This is a genomic window from Nocardia sp. NPDC052566 (assembly GCF_044547285.1).
Taxonomy (GTDB): domain Bacteria; phylum Actinomycetota; class Actinomycetes; order Mycobacteriales; family Mycobacteriaceae; genus Nocardia.
The window spans coordinates 774,568-795,331 of record NZ_JBIUAF010000002.1 but is presented as its reverse complement, the minus strand read 5'-3'; the positions used below and the strand labels follow the sequence as shown (position 1 = coordinate 795,331).

General features: G+C 64.5%; 21 protein-coding genes. 3 read left to right on the top strand and 18 right to left on the bottom strand.

Annotation, left to right across the window (positions count from 1 at the left end):
- Positions 1-3: 3 nt before the first annotated feature.
- The 12 genes from ACIG5A_RS10650 to ACIG5A_RS10595 all read right to left on the bottom strand — a co-directional run bounded on the left by ACIG5A_RS10650 (position 4) and on the right by ACIG5A_RS10595 (position 11,373).
- On the bottom strand, positions 4-1,008 hold the full coding sequence (locus ACIG5A_RS10650) for an aminoglycoside phosphotransferase family protein (protein WP_397239922.1): 1,005 nt from the start codon (positions 1,006-1,008) through the stop codon (positions 4-6).
- Positions 1,005-1,277, bottom strand: coding sequence for an acyl carrier protein (locus tag ACIG5A_RS10645; protein ID WP_397239921.1), 273 nt, complete (start codon positions 1,275-1,277; stop codon positions 1,005-1,007). The genes ACIG5A_RS10650 and ACIG5A_RS10645 overlap by 4 nt, the downstream gene beginning before the upstream one ends.
- Before the next feature lies 1 nt (position 1,278).
- A complete protein-coding gene (locus ACIG5A_RS10640) occupies positions 1,279-2,415 on the bottom strand; it encodes an inositol-3-phosphate synthase (RefSeq protein ID WP_397239920.1) in 1,137 nt (378 codons plus the stop codon).
- A 48-nt stretch (positions 2,416-2,463) separates the two neighbouring features.
- The gene (locus ACIG5A_RS10635) at positions 2,464-3,270 is read right to left on the bottom strand and encodes a histidinol-phosphatase (RefSeq protein ID WP_397239919.1); all 807 of its coding nucleotides are present in this window, start codon (positions 3,268-3,270) and stop codon (positions 2,464-2,466) included.
- A gap of 7 nt (positions 3,271-3,277) precedes the next feature.
- A complete protein-coding gene (locus tag ACIG5A_RS10630; RefSeq protein WP_397239918.1) occupies positions 3,278-4,057 on the bottom strand; it encodes an SDR family NAD(P)-dependent oxidoreductase in 780 nt (259 codons plus the stop codon).
- 140 nt (positions 4,058-4,197) lie between these two features.
- Positions 4,198-4,695, bottom strand: coding sequence for an NUDIX hydrolase (locus ACIG5A_RS10625; protein WP_397239917.1), 498 nt, complete (start codon positions 4,693-4,695; stop codon positions 4,198-4,200).
- A gap of 34 nt (positions 4,696-4,729) precedes the next feature.
- Positions 4,730-5,608: an HAD hydrolase family protein gene (locus tag ACIG5A_RS10620; RefSeq protein ID WP_397239916.1), complete on the bottom strand. Its 879-nt coding sequence runs from the start codon at positions 5,606-5,608 to the stop codon at positions 4,730-4,732.
- Positions 5,605-5,895: a response regulator transcription factor gene (locus ACIG5A_RS10615; RefSeq protein ID WP_397239915.1), complete on the bottom strand. Its 291-nt coding sequence runs from the start codon at positions 5,893-5,895 to the stop codon at positions 5,605-5,607. Before ACIG5A_RS10615 ends, ACIG5A_RS10620 begins: the two co-directional genes overlap by 4 nt.
- A gap of 51 nt (positions 5,896-5,946) precedes the next feature.
- Complete coding sequence (locus tag ACIG5A_RS10610; RefSeq protein ID WP_397239914.1) at positions 5,947-6,654, bottom strand: hypothetical protein; 708 nt, start codon at positions 6,652-6,654, stop codon at positions 5,947-5,949.
- A gap of 132 nt (positions 6,655-6,786) precedes the next feature.
- Positions 6,787-9,693, bottom strand: a complete 2,907-nt coding sequence (locus ACIG5A_RS10605) for a BTAD domain-containing putative transcriptional regulator (RefSeq protein ID WP_397239913.1) — start codon at positions 9,691-9,693, stop codon at positions 6,787-6,789.
- Positions 9,694-10,314: 621 nt separating this feature from the next.
- Positions 10,315-10,761 (bottom strand): SDR family oxidoreductase, encoded by a 447-nt coding sequence (locus ACIG5A_RS10600; RefSeq protein WP_397240589.1) that lies wholly within the window; start codon positions 10,759-10,761, stop codon positions 10,315-10,317.
- A 186-nt stretch (positions 10,762-10,947) separates the two neighbouring features.
- Entirely contained in the window at positions 10,948-11,373 is a 426-nt protein-coding gene (locus ACIG5A_RS10595; RefSeq protein WP_397239912.1) for a MarR family winged helix-turn-helix transcriptional regulator, read from the bottom strand.
- 329 nt (positions 11,374-11,702) lie between these two features.
- On the opposite strand from ACIG5A_RS10595, the gene ACIG5A_RS10590 reads away from it, so the two are divergent.
- Positions 11,703-12,173: a PPOX class F420-dependent oxidoreductase gene (locus tag ACIG5A_RS10590; RefSeq protein ID WP_397239911.1), complete on the top strand. Its 471-nt coding sequence runs from the start codon at positions 11,703-11,705 to the stop codon at positions 12,171-12,173.
- A gap of 115 nt (positions 12,174-12,288) precedes the next feature.
- A complete protein-coding gene (locus ACIG5A_RS10585; protein WP_397239910.1) occupies positions 12,289-12,681 on the top strand; it encodes a hypothetical protein in 393 nt (130 codons plus the stop codon).
- Between the two features lie 106 nt (positions 12,682-12,787).
- On the opposite strand, the gene ACIG5A_RS10580 is transcribed toward ACIG5A_RS10585, so the two are convergent.
- Complete coding sequence (locus ACIG5A_RS10580; RefSeq protein ID WP_397239909.1) at positions 12,788-13,966, bottom strand: DUF2235 domain-containing protein; 1,179 nt, start codon at positions 13,964-13,966, stop codon at positions 12,788-12,790.
- A 111-nt stretch (positions 13,967-14,077) separates the two neighbouring features.
- Positions 14,078-14,884: an LLM class flavin-dependent oxidoreductase gene (locus ACIG5A_RS10575; RefSeq protein ID WP_397239908.1), complete on the bottom strand. Its 807-nt coding sequence runs from the start codon at positions 14,882-14,884 to the stop codon at positions 14,078-14,080.
- A gap of 372 nt (positions 14,885-15,256) precedes the next feature.
- Here ACIG5A_RS10575 and ACIG5A_RS10570 point away from each other — a divergent pair, with 372 nt between their 5' ends.
- On the top strand, positions 15,257-15,643 hold the full coding sequence (locus ACIG5A_RS10570; RefSeq protein ID WP_397239907.1) for a hypothetical protein: 387 nt from the start codon (positions 15,257-15,259) through the stop codon (positions 15,641-15,643).
- Between the two features lie 17 nt (positions 15,644-15,660).
- Here ACIG5A_RS10570 and ACIG5A_RS10565 read toward each other — a convergent pair whose 3' ends face one another.
- From ACIG5A_RS10565 to ahcY, 4 genes are all read right to left on the bottom strand, one after another.
- Positions 15,661-16,212, bottom strand: coding sequence for a hypothetical protein (locus ACIG5A_RS10565; RefSeq protein WP_397239906.1), 552 nt, complete (start codon positions 16,210-16,212; stop codon positions 15,661-15,663).
- A 258-nt stretch (positions 16,213-16,470) separates the two neighbouring features.
- Entirely contained in the window at positions 16,471-17,403 is a 933-nt protein-coding gene (locus ACIG5A_RS10560) for a methylenetetrahydrofolate reductase (RefSeq protein WP_397239905.1), read from the bottom strand.
- Positions 17,403-19,256, bottom strand: a complete 1,854-nt coding sequence (locus ACIG5A_RS10555; protein WP_397239904.1) for an acyl-CoA dehydrogenase — start codon at positions 19,254-19,256, stop codon at positions 17,403-17,405. Before ACIG5A_RS10555 ends, ACIG5A_RS10560 begins: the two co-directional genes overlap by 1 nt.
- Before the next feature lie 19 nt (positions 19,257-19,275).
- The gene (ahcY, locus tag ACIG5A_RS10550) at positions 19,276-20,751 is read right to left on the bottom strand and encodes an adenosylhomocysteinase (RefSeq protein ID WP_397239903.1); all 1,476 of its coding nucleotides are present in this window, start codon (positions 20,749-20,751) and stop codon (positions 19,276-19,278) included.
- Positions 20,752-20,764 lie beyond the last annotated feature (13 nt).

Below are 20,764 nucleotides of genomic sequence, written 5' to 3'. Positions count from 1 at the left end.
GGATCACCCGATTATCGCCGCGAGCAGTTCGCGCGATCGTCTCGCGCCCTCAGCCGACCAGCCGACGTACCGCTCGACGTCCTTCGACGCGCCATGAGCGTACCGGGCCAACCGGTCTGCAGTCGGTACGAAGTACAGCTCGAGCACAGCGGAAAGAGCATCGATCTCCTTGCCGCTCAACGGATTTCCGATGGTGGCCTGATCGAGGAAGAATCGTGCGACCGCCGGATCGTTGTTCAGGCTGCCGCGCTTCGTGCGCCCGAGGAAGAGGGCGGCCAGCGCCAGGTCGTACACCCGCGGCCGTAGCTGGATCGCATCCCAGTCCAGCACGGCCGCGAGCATTCCCTCCGCGTCGAACACCAGGTTCGATCCGCTGATCTCGCCGTGGGTCAGTACCACCGGCCAGGTCGCGTAGCCGACTGCACCGAGCCGGTGCGTGGCGCGGTCCAGCGCCGAGCCGTAGTCGTGCAACGCACGATCGGCGAGATCAGCCGGAACCACCTCTGCCAGTACCTTTTCCAGATCTTGCAGAGCGTTTTCTGCCGGGGCGAGCCAGGACTCCAGGTTTGCCGACGGGCACGGCACCTGGGCCAGACCGGCCACCGGGACCCGATGCAGCGAACGCAGCATCTGCGCGGCCTGGGTGATGTCAGCGGTCGAGCCGGCCGTAAAGGAACGGCCGTCGCGGTAGCGACGCAGCTGGCACTGCCCGATCGTCGTGGACTCGGTGTGGATACCGCGGATCGACGGAATCGTCCGCGCTGCCGGAATCTCCGCACGGGCGGCGGCCTCGGTGGCCGCCAACTGGAAGTCCAGCCACCGCGCCGAGGCGGGCAGACCTAGCCTTTTGAGAACAAAGCGGCCGTCGTCGGTCCGGAACCGCCAAACGCCGTTCATGCTCTCGCGATCGAGGCGCTCGGCGTCGAGGACGGTCAATCCCCAATGCTCGCGGGCGATGCCGGGGCCGGGATCGTCTTCGGTGCACGGCACCCAGGCGGGTGCGCTCATGGGAGTCGTTCCTTCACACCGTCCTGTGTCCCCACCTTCGCGGACACGAGCTCGGTGATCGCGGACACCGACGCGAAGTTGCCGAACGCCAGCTCCTCGTCCTCGAACACGATGGCGAAGACGTCCTCCAGGTTGAGCGTGAGCTCCACGCTACGCATCGAGTCCAGTCCGTGGTCGGCCAACAGGTCGTGATCGCCGAATCGCTTGTCGGGACCCAGAACTCGCGCCAGCTCCGCCCTGATCAGGTCGTGCACTTTGCTGCCGTCCATATCAGGCCAACCTCGCGATTTCCAGCTCGGCAGCCCTCAGCGAATCCTGCCAGGAGTGGGACGCGGCGGCCGCGATGAACTCGCGGAAGCTGTCGAGTCCGCTGGATTCCGTCATGCCTACCGGCGGGCTCTTGAACAGGAATGCGCAGACTGCATCGATCACCCCGGACCGGCCCTGGTCCGCGGCGACCCGAGCGATCCGGACCGCGCTCGCGAGCACCGCGGCGGCGTTCGGACTGTCCTCGACCTCCAGCCGGATCTCCATCGATACCGGAGCTCCGATGATGGACTCCGCCTCGATGCGTAGAAAGCACACCTTCCGGTCGCCGAGGTATTTGACGTACCCGTTCGGACCCGCCGCGACATCGGTGGCGTCGATGCCAGCGTTCGACAGCGCGCGACGCTTGGACGTCTGCTTGGTGGCAGACCGTAGCGGGTCCGCCAAATTCAAGAAGTCGGTGTTACCACCCACATTGAGCTGATAGGTGTCCTTGATCGCCAGACCGCGGCCGAGCAGGAGGTCCAGCAGCGCGGTGTGCAGTGTCGTTGCCCCCAGATGGCTGCGCAGGTCGTCGCCGAGCAGGGGGATGCCACGTTCCGCGAAAGCGCTTGCCAGATCCGGATCGTTCGCGACGGACTCCGGGGTCGCGTTGACGAACGCGGTCCCGGTCGCGATGCAGGCTCGGGCGTACGCCTGAACCGCTTTGACAGATCCCGTCGGCAGGAGGCACACGAGCACCTCGGCGCCGGTGCGCCGCAGCTCAGCGGCCACGTCCTCGATCGTGGCCTGCCGAGCACGCTCATCCACTTCGACCACGCCGACCAGCCGTCCCCCGATCCCGTCGAGCACAGGACCCGGCCGCACGATCACCCCGGTGTCGGGTACATGCACGTGCTGGACGGCGGCGGTCGGCGGCCGCCGTAGTGCGTCGGCCAGATCGCAGCCGATCTTGTTCGCGTCGACCTCGAAGGCCGCAACGCATTCCAGATCGGATAGCCGGTAGCCGCCGATCTCGGGGTACATCACGCCTGGCTGCCGGTCGATCACCGCATCGCGGCCGGACGTGACCGCCTGGACGAAGCTGGACGCGCAGGAGCCCACCCCCGCCAGTGCGATCTTGATAGTTCGATTGTTCACGGAACACCTCTTGGGAAATAGGAAAGCGACAGCAGGCCCGGCCGCTGCTCACAACGGAATCGCCCGGGGTTGGCGACGCTCGAACACGTACCATTCCCGGTAACCGAGCTCGCGCAGCCGGATGCGCACTCGCTCGAACTGGTCACCGACCCGGTGCGGGTCATGGGCATCGGAACCAAAGGTCAGCCTGATTCCGTTGTCGCGCAACCGAATCAGGAGGGCGTCATCGGGATACCAACCGCCGCACCGCTTGGTCACTCCGGAGGTGTTGACCTCCACCACCACATCGGCCTCGACGATCGCCTCGATCATGCGGTCCACCGCCGGAGTCTCGATCGACGCCAGCCGGGGGCAGTCGCCCCGCAGCGCGTCGATATGGCCGAGAATGTCGTACAAGCCCGACCGCGCAGACTCGGCCACCAGGTCGCAGTAGCGCTCCTTCTCCCCCTCCAGAAATTCGTCGGTAGCGTCGATCCAGCGGTCGGGGTGGAAGATATCCAGCTCACCGACCACGTGCACGGAGCCGATGACATAGTCCAAGTCGAGACCCTCATAGATCCGCCGGTAGGTTTCGACGTGCTCCGGGAAGAAATCGGATTCGACACCGATCCGCAGATCGATACGTCCACGATATTCTTCGCGCAGCGCGACACATTCGGAGAGGTAGGAATGGAATTCCGACCGCGCCATCGCGACCCATGGTTTGTAATGATCCGCTTCCTCGCCGAAGAATGGAGAATGGTCGGAGCAGCCGAGCACATCCAGATCGGCCGCGAGCGCTGCCTCGAGGTAGTCGCGTAGCGAGCCGCGAGCGTGTCCACATCGCTGATGATGGGTATGCAGGTCGAATTTCATGAACGTGTCACATCGCCGTGTATCCAGCGTCGACCATGAGGTTCTCGCCGGTTATGTAGCTGGCCTCGTCGGACAGCAGGAAGACCACCGCGGCGGCGATCTCCTCCGGATCGGCGGTTCGGCCGAGCATATGTTTGCCACCTATCTCGGGATGGCTGTCGGCCTGGGCACGGTTCATGCCGAGTTCCGCACGGTGGTAACGCTCGTTGTTTTTGTTCCATACTGTTCCAGGATTGACCGCATTGACCCGAATTCCGTCGCAGGCAAGATCCATGGCCATGCAACGCGTCATATTGGCGACTGCCGCTTTGGTGGCGTTGTAGGTGAGATAACCCGGCTGCGCGATGTGGCCCGAGATCGAGGCGATGTTCACTATCGAACCGGCGCCGCGCGTACGCATTTCCGGGACCGCATGCTTCACACACAGCGCTTGCCCCATGATATTCACGTCCATGATGCGACGCCACTCCTCGACGGTAGCCTCGATGCCACGCATAATGAAAACTGCCGCACAATTCACCAGTTGGTCGATACCGCCGAATTCACGGACAGTTCGGCCGATGACATCGATTACGGCGGATTCATCGGCCACGTCGGTCGGGTGAAAACACACAGCGGCCCGGCCCGCTTGCCCGTTTATCTCGTCGACGGTGCGTTTTCCATGATCCATGTTACTGTCGGCGATCATCGCATTGCCACCCTCGGCGACAATCCGCTCGGTGACTGCCCGGCCGATTCCCTGGGCACCTCCGGTAACGACGGCAATCTTTCCGTTGATCCCGCGCATTTCACCTCCCCATTGATAGAAATACTTTGCCGGTTCGACCGAGTCGGTGTCACCGCCGTAGAATCAATAATCGCACGACGCACGTTCGGAAAAACGTCCCGACTTCTCGTGACAGCTGTCGAAATGATATTCGGACATTCTCAGGCCGTGAGGATGATCGGCTCCGCCGGCGGCCCGCAGATCAGCAGATCGGCCAGGAGTGTGCGCAGATCATCGGGGACGAGACGATCACGCGTCGCATTGAGCTCGTCGAGTGTCCACCAACGGTACCCCTTGATCGACGCACGTTCAGTTGCCGTGAAACCCGCCGTGTCGACTTCGAAGTTCTCGACGCGGGCGAGGAAGTAGTTCTCGCGGCAGTCATAGGCGACGCCGTCCCAGCACGCGATCTTTCGACGACGCCAAAGTTCCGGCCCCAGCTGAAGTTCGGTGAGACCGGTTTCCTCGAAGGCTTCGCGGACTGCTGTCTGTTCCAGTGTTTCGCCTTCTTCGCGACCACCGCCGACGGGGTACCAGAAGATGTGACCGTCGGAGTCGTCGATGCTGGAGAACAGGAGCAGCCGGTCTTCTTCGTCGAGTAACACCACTCGCACGGTAGGACGCGGCACCAGTTCGGCTTGCTCGAATCTCGGCTCCATGGAGCATTCCAATCATTTGTAGGGACGACGGATTTCACGGCCTGCGATGGCCGCCGAAGCATGGCCTGCCGCGCGCAATATCGTTGCGACGAAAACGGAGGCGAAGCGCAGCGATACCGACCGGGGTCAGATCCGCCAGGAACGCTGCGAGAGGTTGACGCAACCGGATATCTGCACAACGACAAGCCGTCTCGTCGGCTCCGCGCACCGCGACACCGAGCGCGCTGGAACCGAGCAGGCATCCGTCGTTGTAGGCATCGCCGAACGCGATGACCGAGTCGAGATCGATCGTCGGTCGGCAGCGCGCGAGGTAGGCGGCCAGGCCGGTTGCCTTGCACGCCCCACGTGGCTTGATCAGCAATGCATCGAACGGGCCGATCGCGTCCGTGTCGTGCGGCACCCCGGCGAGCGCCTCCGCCACCTTCGCTGGCTGGTCGAATACGGTGATTCCCGTTACCGGCCAGAATGATTCGAGGCCGATATCGATTGCGTCGCGCGGCAACGCGTATGCCCGGGCATAGCTCAGCGCTGCCCGCCGCGAGGACGCCCGCAGGTCGGTTCCGGTATCCACGACGAACTCGTCCACGCCCGCCCGCAGCAGCAGGGCGACGGCCTGCCGAGGCACCTCGAGCAGGTTTGTGACCGTGTGGGTGCTGCGGTCCAACACGACACAGCCATCGGCCAGCAAGAGTTGGTTGGCCAAACCGCTGAGCACGGTGTGGTCGGGGTCCAGCTCGAGCATGGACCGCACGGTGCGCCCGGTCACCAGCAGCGGTGTGATCCCGCCCGCTCGCAGTCCGATCAGACTGTCGTCCACAGCGGAGGGAAGTCTGCCGTCGGCGTCGAGTAGGGTGCCATCCAGATCGAACGCCGCGAACGTAATAACAGGCGCGGCGGAAATCTCATTATTCACGACTTCGACGAGCCGGTGTATGCCACAATAGCCAATTCGGCCATGCTCGAAATACTCGTCTTGCGGCGGATGCGACGCAGATAAGTGTCGACGGTATGAACGCTGATCCGCAGACTACGAGCTACTGCAGCATAAGTCAACCCCCTGGAGACGAGGGCGAGGACTTCTTGCTCTCTTTTCGAGAGTAGCAGCCAAGGATGCTCAGAGCCATCGGCCGTCGGCGGAAACTCCGATAGTTGCTGCGTGGTAGTTTCGCGTTCGAAACTCGTATATTCATGTGAAATCAACCGTATTACCGTTCTGTGAGCGAAACCGTTTCTTACGCTTCATCGCTCCGCTCATCGGGCGGACGCGACGAAATCGCCGAGCTCGGCGCGCAGCACCGCCAAGTCGTCCAGCGGCCGACCGGCCTTCGACTCGACGGTGATCGCGGCCGGACTCGCACCGCCGGCCAGTAGCGTGTGCAGCGGCTCGAGGTCGACCGGCCGCAGCGGACGATGCCGGTGCCGACGGTCCGGCGTGGTGTGCACCCCTTTGACCTGGACGGCGCGCACATGGGGGGCCAAATCCCGGAGAGTGTCCTGGCAGGCGCCGCCCGTCTCCACAAGGCCGAGCAGGTCGACCACCACGCCGACACCGGCTTCGGCGGCGAGCCGGATCAGGTCGGCGGCATTCGGTCCGCCGCGGTGCAGTTCCACCCACAACTCGGTGTCGGCCGCGACGGCGGCATCGGCTTGCGCGGCGAGCACTGCGACATCGGGAGTGCCCGCACAGAATGCCTTTATCGGATAGCCCGGCACACCGGGGTACGAGAAGCCTGCGGATTCCGGGTCGCCCGCGACCATACTGACACCGATGAAGACGACCGTGACCCCCCGATCGGTGATATCGGCGATACCGCGCCGCAGGCCCGCGCGCTCCCATGCGTGGCCCTTTCCGGCCCGCAGATCCACCGCGTCACCATTGCCCTGCAACGTGCGCGCCGCCAACTCGCCCGCCGAGGAAGACGGCAAAGTCCCCGAGCTCAATCCGATGCGCGTAGCCATCGCAACCCCTGCCACGTGAAATGCCTGATCGGAACGTCCGATCACGAAGTGACGCTAGGGAACCCCTGTCCACACGGGGTCGACGCCACGTATACGAGCAGGTCAGAGGAGTGACGAGGACCGCACCCCGGCTCACCCCAAGGCGACCGATCCTCCGGTTCCGTCGGCGCTGCGACCGAGCGAGACCGGGGCCAGATCCCGCAGCCGTCGCAGCGTGTCCTCGGCTGCGGGCATCCCGAGACCGCGGAATATTTGGTAGGCGCTCTGCAGGCAGAACCGAGCACGATCGGCATCCCCTGTCTGGGTCAGCGCCGCCGCCACGCTGGTCAGCGCGTGCGCCTCAGCCACCTGATCACCGATATCGCGACAGAGGATCAACGCACGCTCGGCATAGCGCCCCGCCGCGGCCGGCTGCTCGAGGTGAAGCAGCGAATTCGCCAGCTGATAAAGCGAATGCGCCTCCCACACCATCAGGCCCGCGGCATCGCTGGCCCGCAAACATTGCCGGTGCGCATCGGCAGCCTCCGCGTAGCGGCCGGACTGCTGGAGAGCGACCCCGAGCGTGTAGCGCGCATAGACAATGGCATTCACGTCGTCGACGTCCGTAGCCGTCAGCATCGCTGACTCGCAGACAGGTACCGCATCGGCGGCGTCGCCCCGGTCCACCAGTACGGCGGCGATATTGGCCATGGTCAACGCCTCGACGGAACGGTGCCCCGCAGTTCGGGCGAACTCGATCGACTGCCGGTAGCAGTCGAGCGCCTCTTCGAAGTGTCTTCGCCGCCGGTTGATTCGACCGAGCACGTTCAGCACCTGGCAGTGGACGGTCGCGTCACCGCCCGCGCGGCACCAGACGATCGCTTGCCGGGCCGCCGCCTCCGCATCCGCGGGCCGACCCAGCCCGAGTTCCACCATCGATCGCAGGAAGTAAACCCGCCCGGCAAGACGGTGATCGTCCTCGGAGACCGCCCGGCACAGCGCCATGACCGCCGGCTCCAGCCGCACATGCCGAAGCTGCTGGTTGAAGGGGCACAGCACGACGAGCAGTTGCACCGCGACGGTCACCGCCATCGGGTCGGGCTGGGTGGCGGTCGCCGCCTGGCAGACCACGGCGACAAGGTTGTCCGCGTTGGCGGCGACCCAGCTCGCGGCGTGGGCGAAGTCGGGCATCCACCCGCCGTGGCACTGCGGCGGATCGACCACCTCAGTAACGGGGTCCCCCGGCACGGCCAGCTGAAATGCTGTACAACCGGTGGCGAGATAGTAGTCGAGCAGACGCCGGAACACGGGCCGCGCCTCGCAGTCGGGTAGCCGCAGACGGGCGAACGTGCGCAACAATCCGTGGTATCGGTACCGCCCGTAGGTGGGCGAATCGAGAAGGCTGACGTCGACCAGGGATTCGAGCAGCACCTGCGCGGCGTGGCTGTCGACGCCGAGCAGCGCCGCACCCGCCTCGAGCGAGATGTCTGGCCCGTCGGCAACGGCCAGCAGCCGGAACGCACGCGCCTGCTCGACCGTGAGCTGCCGATAACTCAGTTCGAACGCCGAAACAACCGCAACATCACCCGTGCCGAGTGCCATTATCCGCTGGTTGTCGCTCAATTGCTCGGTGACGTCGAGGATCGACCAACCCGGCCGGGCGGCCAGCCGGGACCCAACCATGCGAATCGCCAACGGCAGCAACCCGCATGTCGCGATCAGCTTCGCGGCGGCTTCCCGCTCCGCGTCGACGCGCTTGGCACCCACCACACCGCGAAGCAGCAACAGCGCCTCGTCGGGGGGCATGACATCCAGATGGACGTGGACCGCACCTTCGATGACGATGTGCCTCGCCCGGCTGGTGACCAGCACCGCGGAACCGGTCGTACCGTGCAGCAGCGGCTGCACCTGCGCGGCGTCGCGCGCGTTGTCCAGCAGCACCAGTACACGCCGGCCCGCCAGCATCGTCCGGTACAGCGCGGCCCGCTCGACCAGACCGGTCGGCATCGCCGGGTCGGCCACCCCCAGCGCGGTCAGGAAGGCACCGAGCACAGCGACAGGGTCGGCGAGATCAGATCCCGCGCCACGCAGATTCACGAACAGTTGCCCATCGCCGAATTCGGCTCGCACCAATTGCGCGGCGTGCACGGCGAGCGTTGTCTTACCGACGCCGCCCATGCCCGAAACCACCACCGTCCCGCCCTTGCCGAGCGCCGCGACCAGGGTGCCCACCATCTCCGCCCGACCGGTGAAATCCCTTGTGTCCGCGGGCAATTGCGCGGGCACAAGGGTGATCCGATTCGCGGTCCGCGACCACAGCAGCAGCTCGGGGTCGTCCTGCAAGATCCGATCGTGCATGGTGGACAGTTCCCGGCCCGGCACTATCCCCAGTTCGTCATCGAAGAGCTTCCGGGTGTCGGCGAATACGCCGAGCGCCTCCGCGGTCCGGCCGCATCGATGCAGGGCGAGCATCAACAGTTCGCGCAGCCGTTCCCGATAGGGATGGACCCGGCACAGTTCCGTCAGCTCCGCCACTTCCTGTACATGGCGCCCCAATTCCAATCCGACCTCGCACCGCGCCTGTCGCGTCGTCAATCGACGTTCTACCAGGTCGGCACGGTTCGATTCCGCCCACGGGCCCGGCAGGCCTGCCAGCGGCTCGCCGCGCCAGAGCGAAAGGGCTTGGCCCAGTAACTGATCGGCGCAGGTGAGGTCACCTCGGGTCCTGGCGTCCTCGGCAGCCGCCGACGCGGACTCGAACGCCGTCAGATCGATCGCGTCGTCGCCCGGATGGAGCGCATAACCGCTGACCTCCGTCACGAGCAATTTGCGGTCCGCGTTGACGATCTTGCGCAGGCGCGACACATACGTCCGCGTGACCTGCGCCGCGCGCTTCGGTGGCGATTCGCCCCACAACCCGTCCACCAGACGATCGACGGTGACGGGGCGCCCCGCATCGAACAACAGCATGGCGAGCACCACGCGCTGCTGCGGCGATCCGATCTCGATCTCCGCCCCGTTCCCCCAAGCCCGAACTGGTCCCAATATCTCGAACCGCACCTTTGAACCACACCTTCAAATCGCGCCGACGAACCGCATTATCGAAAGTAATTCCCCGACCTAGGGATCCGGCGCCAGTTCCCGGCACGATGATGTCGTAATGATTCCACGACTACGGAAATAAGTTCCAATCGGTCGGTATGTTCAGCAACTGCCTGCCGCCACCTGAACCGAAGCACTTCGGCGATTCCGGCCGGAGAGCAAGGATGACTCGGGGGTTTCAGCCGGTTCCACGAAAGAGCCCTGGATGGAACCAAAGACTTTGCGCCGTACAGTGATATTTTGCACTCTACGGCCGATTAGACTTGGCGCGCGGCCACCGAACGGGGCAATACCGCCGCACTCACTTTCGGTAGGCCTGGCCAAAGCGACCCGAGACTCGTTGAAGCGCACCAGGTAACCAACCCGCCGCCTGTTCCCCAGCATCCACAACTACGTCGCCATGCGCGCTGCCGCTACCTACTAACCCGCGGCCGAGGCGGTCAACTCCGAGGGACCAGATCAATGTCTCATTCGTCGGAGATAGCCCACAGCCAATTTCATGCCATTCACGAACCACTTCAGGGAGCACGAGCAGACCGGACACGCGGCGACCGCCCCCTACCTACTTCAGATCAGGAGTCAACGGAAGCCGGGCAGTCCCGCTCCCGATCCGCGCGTGGTGCAGATTGTCCATAAACGCCTCGGTTCGGACGAAGGATGTCGGCAGGTCTGCCTACAATCTTCGAGACGCTCCGGAGCTGCCGACAGCCGAGCGGTTGAAGCCTTGCGGTCACTACCGCATGACTCGTCCCCACGCGCGGTGGGATACGAGGAACAGCACCGCGTGGGCGATGTCGTCGGGCTGACCATCGCGCCCCAGCGGTGGGGTGGTGTTGTCCGGCCCGGCCCCGCGTCAAGGCGCGCCCACTGTTCCCGCGTTGGTTCGCCGCCGAGGGTGGCGGTTCGGCCCGGAGACACGGTGCTGACTCGAATTCCGAACGGGTCCAACTCCGTGGCCAATCCCCGGCTGCAGTTCTCCAGCGCAGCCTTGGCCGTCGTGTAGTGCAGGAACGGCGGCGCCACCATGGGGACCGCCACCCCGCCGAGCATCTGCTGGGCGGCCACGGCGTCCTTTCGCTTGCGTGTTGTCGGCTCGACGGAAAGACAGCGATGTGCCCGGATGAGCACCTCGTCGAGCTGTTTCACTGTATGTCCGCATAAGAACGACAGGCAAAGACGAAAATCGAGCGGATGCCATAGGCAATTCCTATGTCACCCAAAATCTTTCGGCCGAGGTACGGCGATCTCCCGCCGCACGGTCTCGGCGACGCGGGCGAGCGCCGCGCCGAGGTGGCGGCGTTGCGTGGTTGTGGGTGGGTCGAAGACGAGACGGCGCACCTGCGCGACATGTCCGGGCGCGCTGTCGACCACCTGCTGCCGACCCGCGGCGGTCAGCGTGGCCAGGGTGTAGCGGCCGTCGCTCGGGTCGCCGCGGCGGGTGATCCACTTTCGGGCTTCGAAACGGTCCATCAGCTTCGACAGGCGCGGGAGCGTGCTGTCGCTGTCGCGAGCCAGCTCGCTGAGCCGCATGGTGTCCTGATCCGCCATCGAAAGCCGTGCGAGCACGCTGTACTCGAAGTTCGACATCCCGGCGTCGCGCTGCAACTGACGGTCCAGTGCCGAGGGGAGCGCGATCACGTCGGTGAGCAGGTCCTGCCAGAGCTTCCTGACCCGGCGTCACCAGCGTCTTCTACGACGGTGTCGTCGAGGTATGGGTCGACGACATCGCCGACGCCGCCCGCTGGTTCACCTCCGACACCTACACCACCGAAACCGCGACTTTCGGTTGAGCGCCGCACCTAGTCGGCAGTAGCGGATTTCCCTGCGCCGCAGCCGCTCTCACCCGCCGGACCACTTGGTCGCTCGGTTCAGGCGCATCGGATATTCGACCAATGGACGGCGCGAGCTTGCGTATCGTGGTGCCAAGCCATGTCATACGGTGCCGGAGGGCGGTAATCATGGGCATCTTGGCGAAGTTCGGCACCGGGATGAATGCGGTGTATGACAGAATGCGAGATCGCCGCGCGTTCTCGATCACCGAATCAACCGCGACGGCAGGGGATTTCGAAGCCCTGCGCGGGCATCGCCACGCGGTGCTCGTGACCTTCCGGCGCAGCGGCGAGCCGGTGCCGTCACCGGTCTGGTTCGGAATGGATGACGAAGGCCACGTCTACGTCTTCACCGAGCGGAAGTCGGGGAAGGTCAAGCGCATACGGAACAATCCGCATGCGCTGATCGCGCCGTGCACTGTGCGCGGGAAGCCGCTCGGGCCCGCGGTGCGGGCCACGGCGCGCGTGCTGGACGAATCCGACCGGCCGCGCGCCGCGCAAGCGCGGAATGCGATATACCGCCTGGTGCCGCAACTGTACGACCGGGTCTTCTTCGGCGGCGTGCCGGAAGAGACGGTGTATCTGGAGCTCAGCCAACGGTTTTCCTGATCGCAGCGGCCTCGAATTCGAGTCGGCGGCCGATAGTGCCTGAGTATTCTTAGATTTCGGCGACCGTGCCCGAGCTGCTCGCGCGGCCGCTCACATCGATCGGAAGGGGCCGTCGATGCCCGCCCTGCCCTGGTCCGCCGGAGTCTACGAACCCGCCGACGGAATTCAGTTACATGTGCTGACCACCTGCCTGCCGTTGACCCGCTATCGAGATATCCCCCGATTCCTGCGCTGGACCGCGAAAATCCGTACCCAGCTGAAGTCCACGCCGGGCTGCGCGGGCTACACGCTGGACGCGAAGCCGTTCACCAAGACCTTCTGGACCCTGTCCGCCTGGTCCGACAAGGAGGCCATGGAGGCGTTCGTGCACAGCGGCGTACACGCGAAGATGTTGCAGGACATGGCCGGTCGTCTCGGTAATCCCTATTTCGCCGACTCCACCGCGACTTCCGCCGAGCTTCCCCTCTCGTGGGCCGATGCCCGCGCACGGATCAAACGATCCCCCTGACCTCTGGCAACCGCTTTCACCGTTGCTGATGGCGGCGGCTCACCAGCGAGGTGGTCCGCGACGGGCGGGCCGCGGGCCGACACACCAGGCATCGACCAGGTCTGTCTCACGCGGTCTGTTCGATAAGCGATCCTGGTATCTCTCCGCCGAGGGTTCTTCGCAACATTTCGATATTGAAGGGCTGGTAGTCGGGGGCGTTCAAGGCCGATGCCGCGATGAGGTTCCCCACCGCGCTCGGAGCCAGCAGCCGGCGCCACGAGTTCGAATGGAGCTCCCTGCTGCCGCTGTGCGGTGACCTGGCAAAGATGACGCTGTTGAATATTCGGTAGGCCGAATTGAGTGAATTGTGCTCGGCCATATGATTCTCGCGGTGCGCGCACTGCTCATCCAACCCGGATACGAGCCGTGCATCGAACTCCAAACCGACCTTCGACGCCTCCCGCATCATCCAGCGGCGAGCGATGTCGGACAAACCACACTCGGGGTAGCCGCCGCCGATATCGGTATGCACACCCCGGAACCAGACCTGTCGAAGACGGTCTTCGTCCAGAATAATGCGTCCGTCTTCGCGGATATAGTTGCTCCACGGCGGCGGCCCTTCCCACAAGCATGCCGCGAAGTGCCTGCGCCGCTCGTCGATCGCGAGCGCATGGCGCGCGCACTGGACATTGTCGAGCAAGTAGAGATTATGGAATCCAGAGAATGGATAGCCGAGCATACCCGGAACTCCGTGCGCGCCGACCGTGTCGAACGCTCCGATGAAACGGATCGGTACCGGGTGCCTGCAATATGCGTTCCGGAACGTTCGCCGTTCCCTCCGCACCGGATCTCGCGGATCGTATAGATTACGAATCTTCTTGCGGTAGGCCGCGATCGCGTTGCCGTACTGCCCTTCGAGCAACGCCTCCGGTGTCATCAGGCCGAGGACATCGAGCATCCCGGCAAGGCTGCGCACCGTATACGCACCACGACTGAACCCGAACAGAAAGATCTCGTCGCCAGGTTCCCAGTTGAGTGCCAGATACCAATACGCGGACACGAGATTGGCCTCGGTTCCTCTCCCCAGTACACCGCCGTACAAGCGGTCGGCGCGAAACCCGCGGCCGCCCGGCCCGCAAAGATACGTGACGCGCTGAGCGATCGGCGGTATCCGCCGCGTTCGCGATCCCTCTCGCACAACAGTGTTTTCGTGCTTCACCAGTTGTGCGATTTTGGCGATGTTCGAGAAGTACGGCGCCGTTTCGGCTTGCCAGGTCCCGTCACAGCAGACAACGAGTCGCTTCATCTGTCCCCCTGCCGGACATGCGGATCCACCTTTCCGGGATCTATCGTCGCGCAACCTCGGGCGATACACGGGCAGATCGGTTCGCGAGCAGCTCTGCTCCGCGCCATCGACTCATCGTCCGGCGAGTTCGGCGACGATCGGCGCGAATCGGTCGGCGAAGGCAGCGCCGAAGACGAAGTAGGAGAAGCCGAATTCCTCGCGGCGGCGCTGGATTTCCTCGGCGGCGGCCGCGGGGTCATCCGGAAGGACGGTCAGCGCGTCGGCCGCGCGAAGTGCGGCGGTGTCGGTGTCGGGGGGCGCCATGTGTGGCGCGACGGTGTCGCCGATGACCGGTACGGCGAGCGCGAGTTCGATGTTCCCGTCGGCACGGAAGCCGTCTGTCAGCCGGGCGACTTCGGCCCGAGGCCGATCCCCCAGCGGGAAGGTGACCGTGTCCGCGACCTCGGCCGCCAGCGCCCGGGCTCTCGGACCGAATACGGCCATCGCCACAGGCGTGTGACGGTCGGGACCGTCGAGTACCCGCAGTGTCTCGACAGTCTCGCGCACCTGGGCCAGCCGCTCGTTCGGCGGCGGTACGGCAGGCATTCCCTTCTCGCGGAGCTCGTCCTCGATGCCCGGTCTGCCGACGCCGATACCCATCTCGAAACGGCCGTCGGTCAGCAGCGACAGCGAGTGCGCTTCCCACGCTGTCAGCCAGGCCGGACGGAGCGGCGAGGCGTACACCCAGGTGCCGACGCGCAGGTCTGTCAGGGCCGCGACGGTGGCCAGCATCGGACCCGGCGCCGGTTGCAGCCGTGGGAAATCGGGTACCAGCAGCGTCGAGTACCCGCTGTCGGCGATGCGGCGCACGTGATCTCGCCAGGTGGGGACGTCGGACCTCAGCGGCGCAACGACTCCGAATCGAAACGGTCTGGTCATGATCGGGTTCCTCTCCTTCGGCATGTCCACAGACTTCGACGACGTATCCATCCGAAATTCATCGGTACCGCCCCCGGGATGGTTCGAGGCTGCACGCCGGGACGGGCCGCAGATGGCCGCGCATCGGTGAAATCCGGCCCGTGCGGCACATTTCCGCGAAAGGGCCCTGGACAGGACAGTCACTTTTGCGCCGTAAAGTGATATTTTGCATTCTATGGCCGATTAGACCTGTTACTTTTCACGCGGGTAGGAGATTCCGTGTTCACGGGTGTGAAGGTTACCGCCGTACGGGTTTGCGGAGGGGTTCTCGGGAGTGTTCTGTGTGTATGCGGGAGTGGCATCGCGCAGGCGGAGGAGGTGCCGGGGCCGACCGTGGTAGACGGCAGAGCGTATTTCGCGCTCGGCGGGTGGAACTGTTCGATCGACGCGGGCGGTGGCGTGGGGTGTGACCTCGCGGTGCCCGCCGCATCGATGAATGTGCTGTACGCCGGAATGCAGGTGTCGTTGCCGAATGTGCCTGCCATTGTCATCGATTCGGCGATGTTGCCCGCACACCCGCAGTGGGACTCGAACGGCAGCCACACGCTGCCGGGTGGAAATCCGCCGTTGACCCGCCTCACACAGGCGAGCTATCACGACCCGCAGTACTCGGTCACCTATGCCGGAGCGAATTGCCAAATCACCTTCACCGGCGCGGCGGTATGCACTTCGATGGGTCACGGATTCAGCCAATGGGGACCAGTGCCGCACGGCTACTGATCCCCATGGTTCATCGGCTACCGGTACCAGACGCCGGAATCCCAAGCGCCGTAATCCCATACGTTGAAATCGTAGCGACTATGCGCGCCCGCGAAGAGATAGCCCCACCAACCAGCCGAAGTGTCGCAGATCTGGTCGTCGTGGTTGCACACGGTCAGCACCGGGAAGGGGCCGAACCAATCATCGACGCCCGCCAGCGGATAACCCAGGACCTGACTGCCGGGAGTCGAGGACAATCCACCCCAGCCGGGCCCTGGCGCCCGCTTGGGATCCGACAGGAGAACCGCATTGGCGTTGTCGACGTCCTGGTGCGCGGTGACCCAGGCGTGGACGAGCGCCGCACCCTCACTGTGCCCGATCAACCGGATGTGATCACCCGGGCATTCGTTGCGGTGCCACCAGAACAGCCGGTCGAGTTCGTTCAACCCCGACATCGGATCGGCGGAGTTGTAGCCGACCGGCTGATTCACGAACGGTGTGAACACCGACGAGGTGTTGTCACCGAGACCGCCGACACCGATGGCCCAGTCACCCAGGCAATCATCGGCGCGCGCTTGCGGATTCGCCACGTGTGCAATGGAAAAGAGAATGGCCAACAATAATGCGGCGAAGAGCGCCGTTGCTCTACGCATGGTCGTACTTTCTTGCTCAGTTGTTCTCCGGGTCCGGCCCGGCTTGCGCAAGATGTACCCAGCAATTGCTGGCGTTCTTGATTTTTGGCGAAACAGTTACCTCGGCCGCGGCCTCGTTGGCCGTAACGCAATGTCGGAGCCCATCACCGGTGACGGCCCCACCGGCTTGCCGGGCGTTGCCCGGCCGTGGCCTCGTCATGGCGCAGCGAGCCCAAGGTTCGACAGGATCTCCGATGTCGCCCGTGCGGTGTTGAGGGTGCAGAAATGGAGGCAGGGGACGCCTTCGACAATGAGCCTTTCGGCTATGTGAGTGGCGATACCGACGCCTACTTCCCGTACGGCTTCTTTGTTCTCGTGTGGCCCGGGGCCTGCTGCCCGTTCCAGGCGGTCGACGATGTCCGTGGCGAGAGTGGCGCCGGAGAGTTCGGCCATGCGCTGGACGCCCGCGAGGGACAGGATCGGCAGGATCGCGGGGATGATCGGTTTGGCGGCCTGTGCGGGGTCGGCGGCGGCGACGCGGTCGCGCAGGCGTAGGTAGTGGTCGGGATCGAAGAACATTTGGGTGATGGAGTATTCGGCGCCGGCCCGGAGTTTGCCGACCAGGTTGGTGGTGTCGCGAGCCAGGTCCGCCGCGCGGTGGTGGCCTTCGGGGAAGGCGGCGACGCCGATGTGGAATTCGCCCCAGCCGTCGACGAGTCGCACCAGTTCCTCGGCATACTGCACACCCTCGGGGTGTTTTGTCCACTCCCCCAAGGGATCCCCTGGCGGGTCGCCGCGCAGCGCAAGGATGTTGCGCACGCCGCTCGCCGCGTGCGCGCCGACGACGGCGCGCAGTTCGTCCACGCTGTGCGCCACCGCGGTGAGGTGCGCGACGGGCAGCAAGGTCGTCGACTCGGCGATCTCCCTGACGATCTGGGCGGTGCGGTCCCTGGTCGACCCGCCCGCCCCGTAGGTCACGGAGACGAAAGCCGGATCCAGGCGTTCGAACGTGCGCAGCGCACGCCACAGCCGGGCCGCGCCGTCGGCATCGCGGGGCGGCATGAACTCGAGTGAGAAAGTGGTTGTGCCGGAACGGGATTGCCGAATCCGCTCGGTCACCGTTGTCGTACGAGCCAGGGTCGTCGTCATCAGAAAGCCGCCTCCGCCAGTGTCATGATGTCGTCGTCGAGATCGGACAGCACGGCGCGGACCGCGGCCAGTTCCGGCAGCACATTGCGTGCGAAGAACTGTGCCACACCGATTTTGCCGTGATAGAAGGCGGAGTCGGCGGCCGTGATCTCCCCGGACACGGCGCCGTTGTCCAGCGCCCGGAGGGCGATCTCGGCCTGGCGCAGCAGTTGCCAGCCGATCAGCAGATCGCCGACGGCGAGCAGGAACCGCACCGATCCAAGGCCGACCTTGTACAGCTCGTTCGAATCCTCCTTGGCGGCGAGCAGATATCCGGTCAGTGCCGCGGCCATGGCCTGCACATCGTCCAGTGCGGTGGCGAGCAGCAGACGCTCGGACTTCAACCGCCCGTTACCGCCCTCACGGTCGATGAGCCGCCGGATCTCACCGGCCACCTGCGCCAGCGCGACACCGCGGTCGCGGGCGATCTTGCGGAAGAAGAAGTCCTGCGCCTGAATGGCCGTGGTGCCCTCGTACAGCGAGTCGATCTTCGAGTCACGGATGTACTGCTCGATCGGGTAATCCTGCACGTAGCCCGAACCACCGAAGATCTGTAGCGATTCGGCCAGATACTGGTAGGCCCGCTCCGATCCCACACCCTTGACGATCGGCAGCAGCAGATCGGTCACCCGCGCGGCCAGATCGGCGTCGGCACCGGAAACCTGTTGTGCCACAACCGGGTCCTGATGTGCCGCGGTGTACAGGTACAGCGCGCGCAAGCCCTCCGCGTAGGCCTTCTGCGCCATCAGCGAGCGGCGCACCTCCGGATGGCGGATGATCGGTACCCGCGGCGCCGATCTGTCGGCCGTCCGAGCCAGATCGGCGCCCTGGAGCCGGGTTCTGGCGTAGTCGAGCGCATTCAAGTAGCCGGTCGACAACGTCGCGACCGCCTTGGTGCCGACCATCATTCGTGCCCCCTGGATGATCTGGAACATCTGCGCGATGCCGTCGTGCCTCTCACCGACCAGCCAGCCCTTGGCCGCGATGCCATGACCGCCGAAGGTGACCTCACAGGTGGCCGAGGCCTTCAGGCCCATCTTGTGCTCGACATTGGTGACGAATACGCCATTGCGCGCACCGAGTTCGCCGGTGTCCTCGTCGAAGTGGAACTTCGGCACGAAGAACAGCGACAGGCCCTTGGTGCCTGGCCCCGCGTTCTCGGGACGGGCCAGCACCAGATGCATGATGTTCGGGAACAGGTCGTCGGAATCGGCCGAGGTGATGAACCGCTTCACCCCTTCGATGTGCCACGAACCATCTTCCTGCGCAATCGCTTTGGTGCGGCCCGCCCCGACATCGGATCCGGCGTCGGGCTCGGTGAGCACCATGGTGGCGCCCCACCCCTGCTCGACGGCGAGCTTGGCCCACTCCTTCTGCTCGTCGGTCGCGTTGTCGAAAAATATTTGCGCGAAATGACTTCCGGCCATGCCGTACATGAACGCCGCGGGCTGTGCGCCGAGGATCAACTCCGCGATCGACCACAGCACGACCTTCGGCACATCGATGCCACCCAGTTCGGGTGCGATGCCGACGCGATGCCATTCACCGTCCTGGAGAGCGCGATAGCTCTGCTTGAACGACTCCGGCAGTGCGACGCTGTGGGTGTCGGGATGAAAGACCGGTGGATTGCGGTCGGCATCGGCGAAGGAGGCGGCCAGCGGCCCCTCGGCCAAGCGACGCGCGGTATCGAGCATCTCCTCGATGGTGCCCGCATCGAGACTACCGAAAGCGCCTGACTCCAGCACATGGTTCAGCCCGAGCACTTCGAATAAATTGAACTCCAGATCACGAACATTGCTCTTGTAGTGCGACATCACAGTTCCTTGATGGCTTTCAGTACCGGTAGTGGTCCGGTTTGAACGGGCCTTCGACATCGACACCGATGTACTCGGCCTGATCCTTGGTGAGTTTGGTGAGTTCGCCGCCGAGTGCTTCGACGTGGATCTTGGCGACCTTCTCGTCCAGATGTTTCGGAAGCCGGAAGACCTCGTTCTCGTAGTCGGCTGGCTTGGTCCAGAGTTCGATTTGGGCGATGACCTGGTTGGAGAAGCTGTTCGACATCACGAACGAGGGATGCCCGGTCGCGTTACCCAGGTTCAGCAACCGGCCCTCGGACAACACGATGATCGACTTACCCGACTCACCGAAGGTCCACAAATCCACCTGCGGCTTGATGTTCAACCTCGACGCACCGGAACGCTCCAGGGCGGCCATATCGATCTCGTTGTCGAAATGACCGATATTGCCCAGGATCGCCTGATCCTTCATCGCCTTCATATGCTCGAGGGTGATGATGTCCTTGTTCCCCGTCGAGGTGATCACGATATCGGCATTACCGATGGCCTTCTCCACCGTGACCACGTCATAGCCATCCATCAACGCCTGCAACGCGTTGATCGGATCGATCTCGGTCACCTGCACCCGAGCACCCTGCCCGGCAAGCGATTCCGCACACCCCTTACCCACATCGCCATACCCACAGATCAACACCTTCTTGCCACCGATCAACACATCGGTGCCACGGTTGATGCCATCGATCAACGAATGCCGGGTGCCGTACTTGTTGTCGAACTTCGACTTCGTCACCGAATCGTTGACATTGATCGCCGGGAACACCAGTTCCCCGGCAGCGGCGAACTGATACAGCCGCAGCACACCGGTCGTGGTTTCCTCGGTGACACCCTTCACGCTCTCGGCGATCGCGCTCCACTTGCCCTTGTCGGTCTCGAAACGCTCCCGCAGCAGGTTGAGGAACACCTTGTACTCGGCGGAGTGGTTCTCATCCTCGGGCGGCACCACACCAGCCTTCTCGAACTGGGCGCCACGCAGCACCAGCATGGTCGCGTCGCCACCATCGTCGAGGATCATGTTCGCCGGCTCACCCGCCCAGGTCAGCATCTGCTCCGCCGCCCACCAATACTCCTCCAGGGTTTCGCCCTTCCACGCGAACACCGGAGTGCCCTTCGGCTCCTCGATAGTGCCGTGCGGACCCACCACAACCGCGGCGGCAGCGTGGTCCTGGGTCGAGAAAATGTTGCACGACGCCCAGCGGACCTCGGCACCCAACGCGACCAAGGTTTCGATCAACACCGCGGTCTGCACCGTCATATGCAACGAACCCGAGATCCGGGCGCCCTGCAACGGCAGCACCTCCGCATACTCACGGCGCAACGCCATCAAACCAGGCATCTCATGCTCAGCCAAACGAATCTCCTTGCGGCCGAACTCGGCCAGCGACAGGTCCGCCACCTTGAAATCGATGCCATTACGAACATCGGCTGTTACTTCTCTGCTCAATGCGATCGTCATCTGAAATCCCTTG

What these genes read in the sequence shown, in the direction of transcription:
- ACIG5A_RS10650 (WP_397239922.1), bottom strand. Translation starts at nt 1,008, where the DNA reads ATGAGCGCACCCGCCTGGGTGCCGTGCACCGAAGACGATCCCGGCCCC.
- ACIG5A_RS10645 (WP_397239921.1), bottom strand. Translation starts at nt 1,277, where the DNA reads ATGGACGGCAGCAAAGTGCACGACCTGATCAGGGCGGAGCTGGCGCGA.
- ACIG5A_RS10635 (WP_397239919.1), bottom strand. Translation starts at nt 3,270, where the DNA reads ATGAAATTCGACCTGCATACCCATCATCAGCGATGTGGACACGCTCGC.
- ACIG5A_RS10630 (WP_397239918.1), bottom strand. Translation starts at nt 4,057, where the DNA reads ATGCGCGGGATCAACGGAAAGATTGCCGTCGTTACCGGAGGTGCCCAG.
- ACIG5A_RS10625 (WP_397239917.1), bottom strand. Translation starts at nt 4,695, where the DNA reads ATGGAGCCGAGATTCGAGCAAGCCGAACTGGTGCCGCGTCCTACCGTG.
- ACIG5A_RS10610 (WP_397239914.1), bottom strand. Translation starts at nt 6,654, where the DNA reads ATGGCTACGCGCATCGGATTGAGCTCGGGGACTTTGCCGTCTTCCTCG.
- ACIG5A_RS10600 (WP_397240589.1), bottom strand. Translation starts at nt 10,761, where the DNA reads ATGGTGGCGCCGCCGTTCCTGCACTACACGACGGCCAAGGCTGCGCTG.
- ACIG5A_RS10585 (WP_397239910.1), top strand. Translation starts at nt 12,289, where the DNA reads ATGCCCGCCCTGCCCTGGTCCGCCGGAGTCTACGAACCCGCCGACGGA.
- ACIG5A_RS10580 (WP_397239909.1), bottom strand. Translation starts at nt 13,966, where the DNA reads ATGAAGCGACTCGTTGTCTGCTGTGACGGGACCTGGCAAGCCGAAACG.
- ACIG5A_RS10575 (WP_397239908.1), bottom strand. Translation starts at nt 14,884, where the DNA reads ATGACCAGACCGTTTCGATTCGGAGTCGTTGCGCCGCTGAGGTCCGAC.
- ACIG5A_RS10560 (WP_397239905.1), bottom strand. Translation starts at nt 17,403, where the DNA reads ATGACGACGACCCTGGCTCGTACGACAACGGTGACCGAGCGGATTCGG.
- ACIG5A_RS10555 (WP_397239904.1), bottom strand. Translation starts at nt 19,256, where the DNA reads ATGTCGCACTACAAGAGCAATGTTCGTGATCTGGAGTTCAATTTATTC.
- ahcY (WP_397239903.1), bottom strand. Translation starts at nt 20,751, where the DNA reads ATGACGATCGCATTGAGCAGAGAAGTAACAGCCGATGTTCGTAATGGC.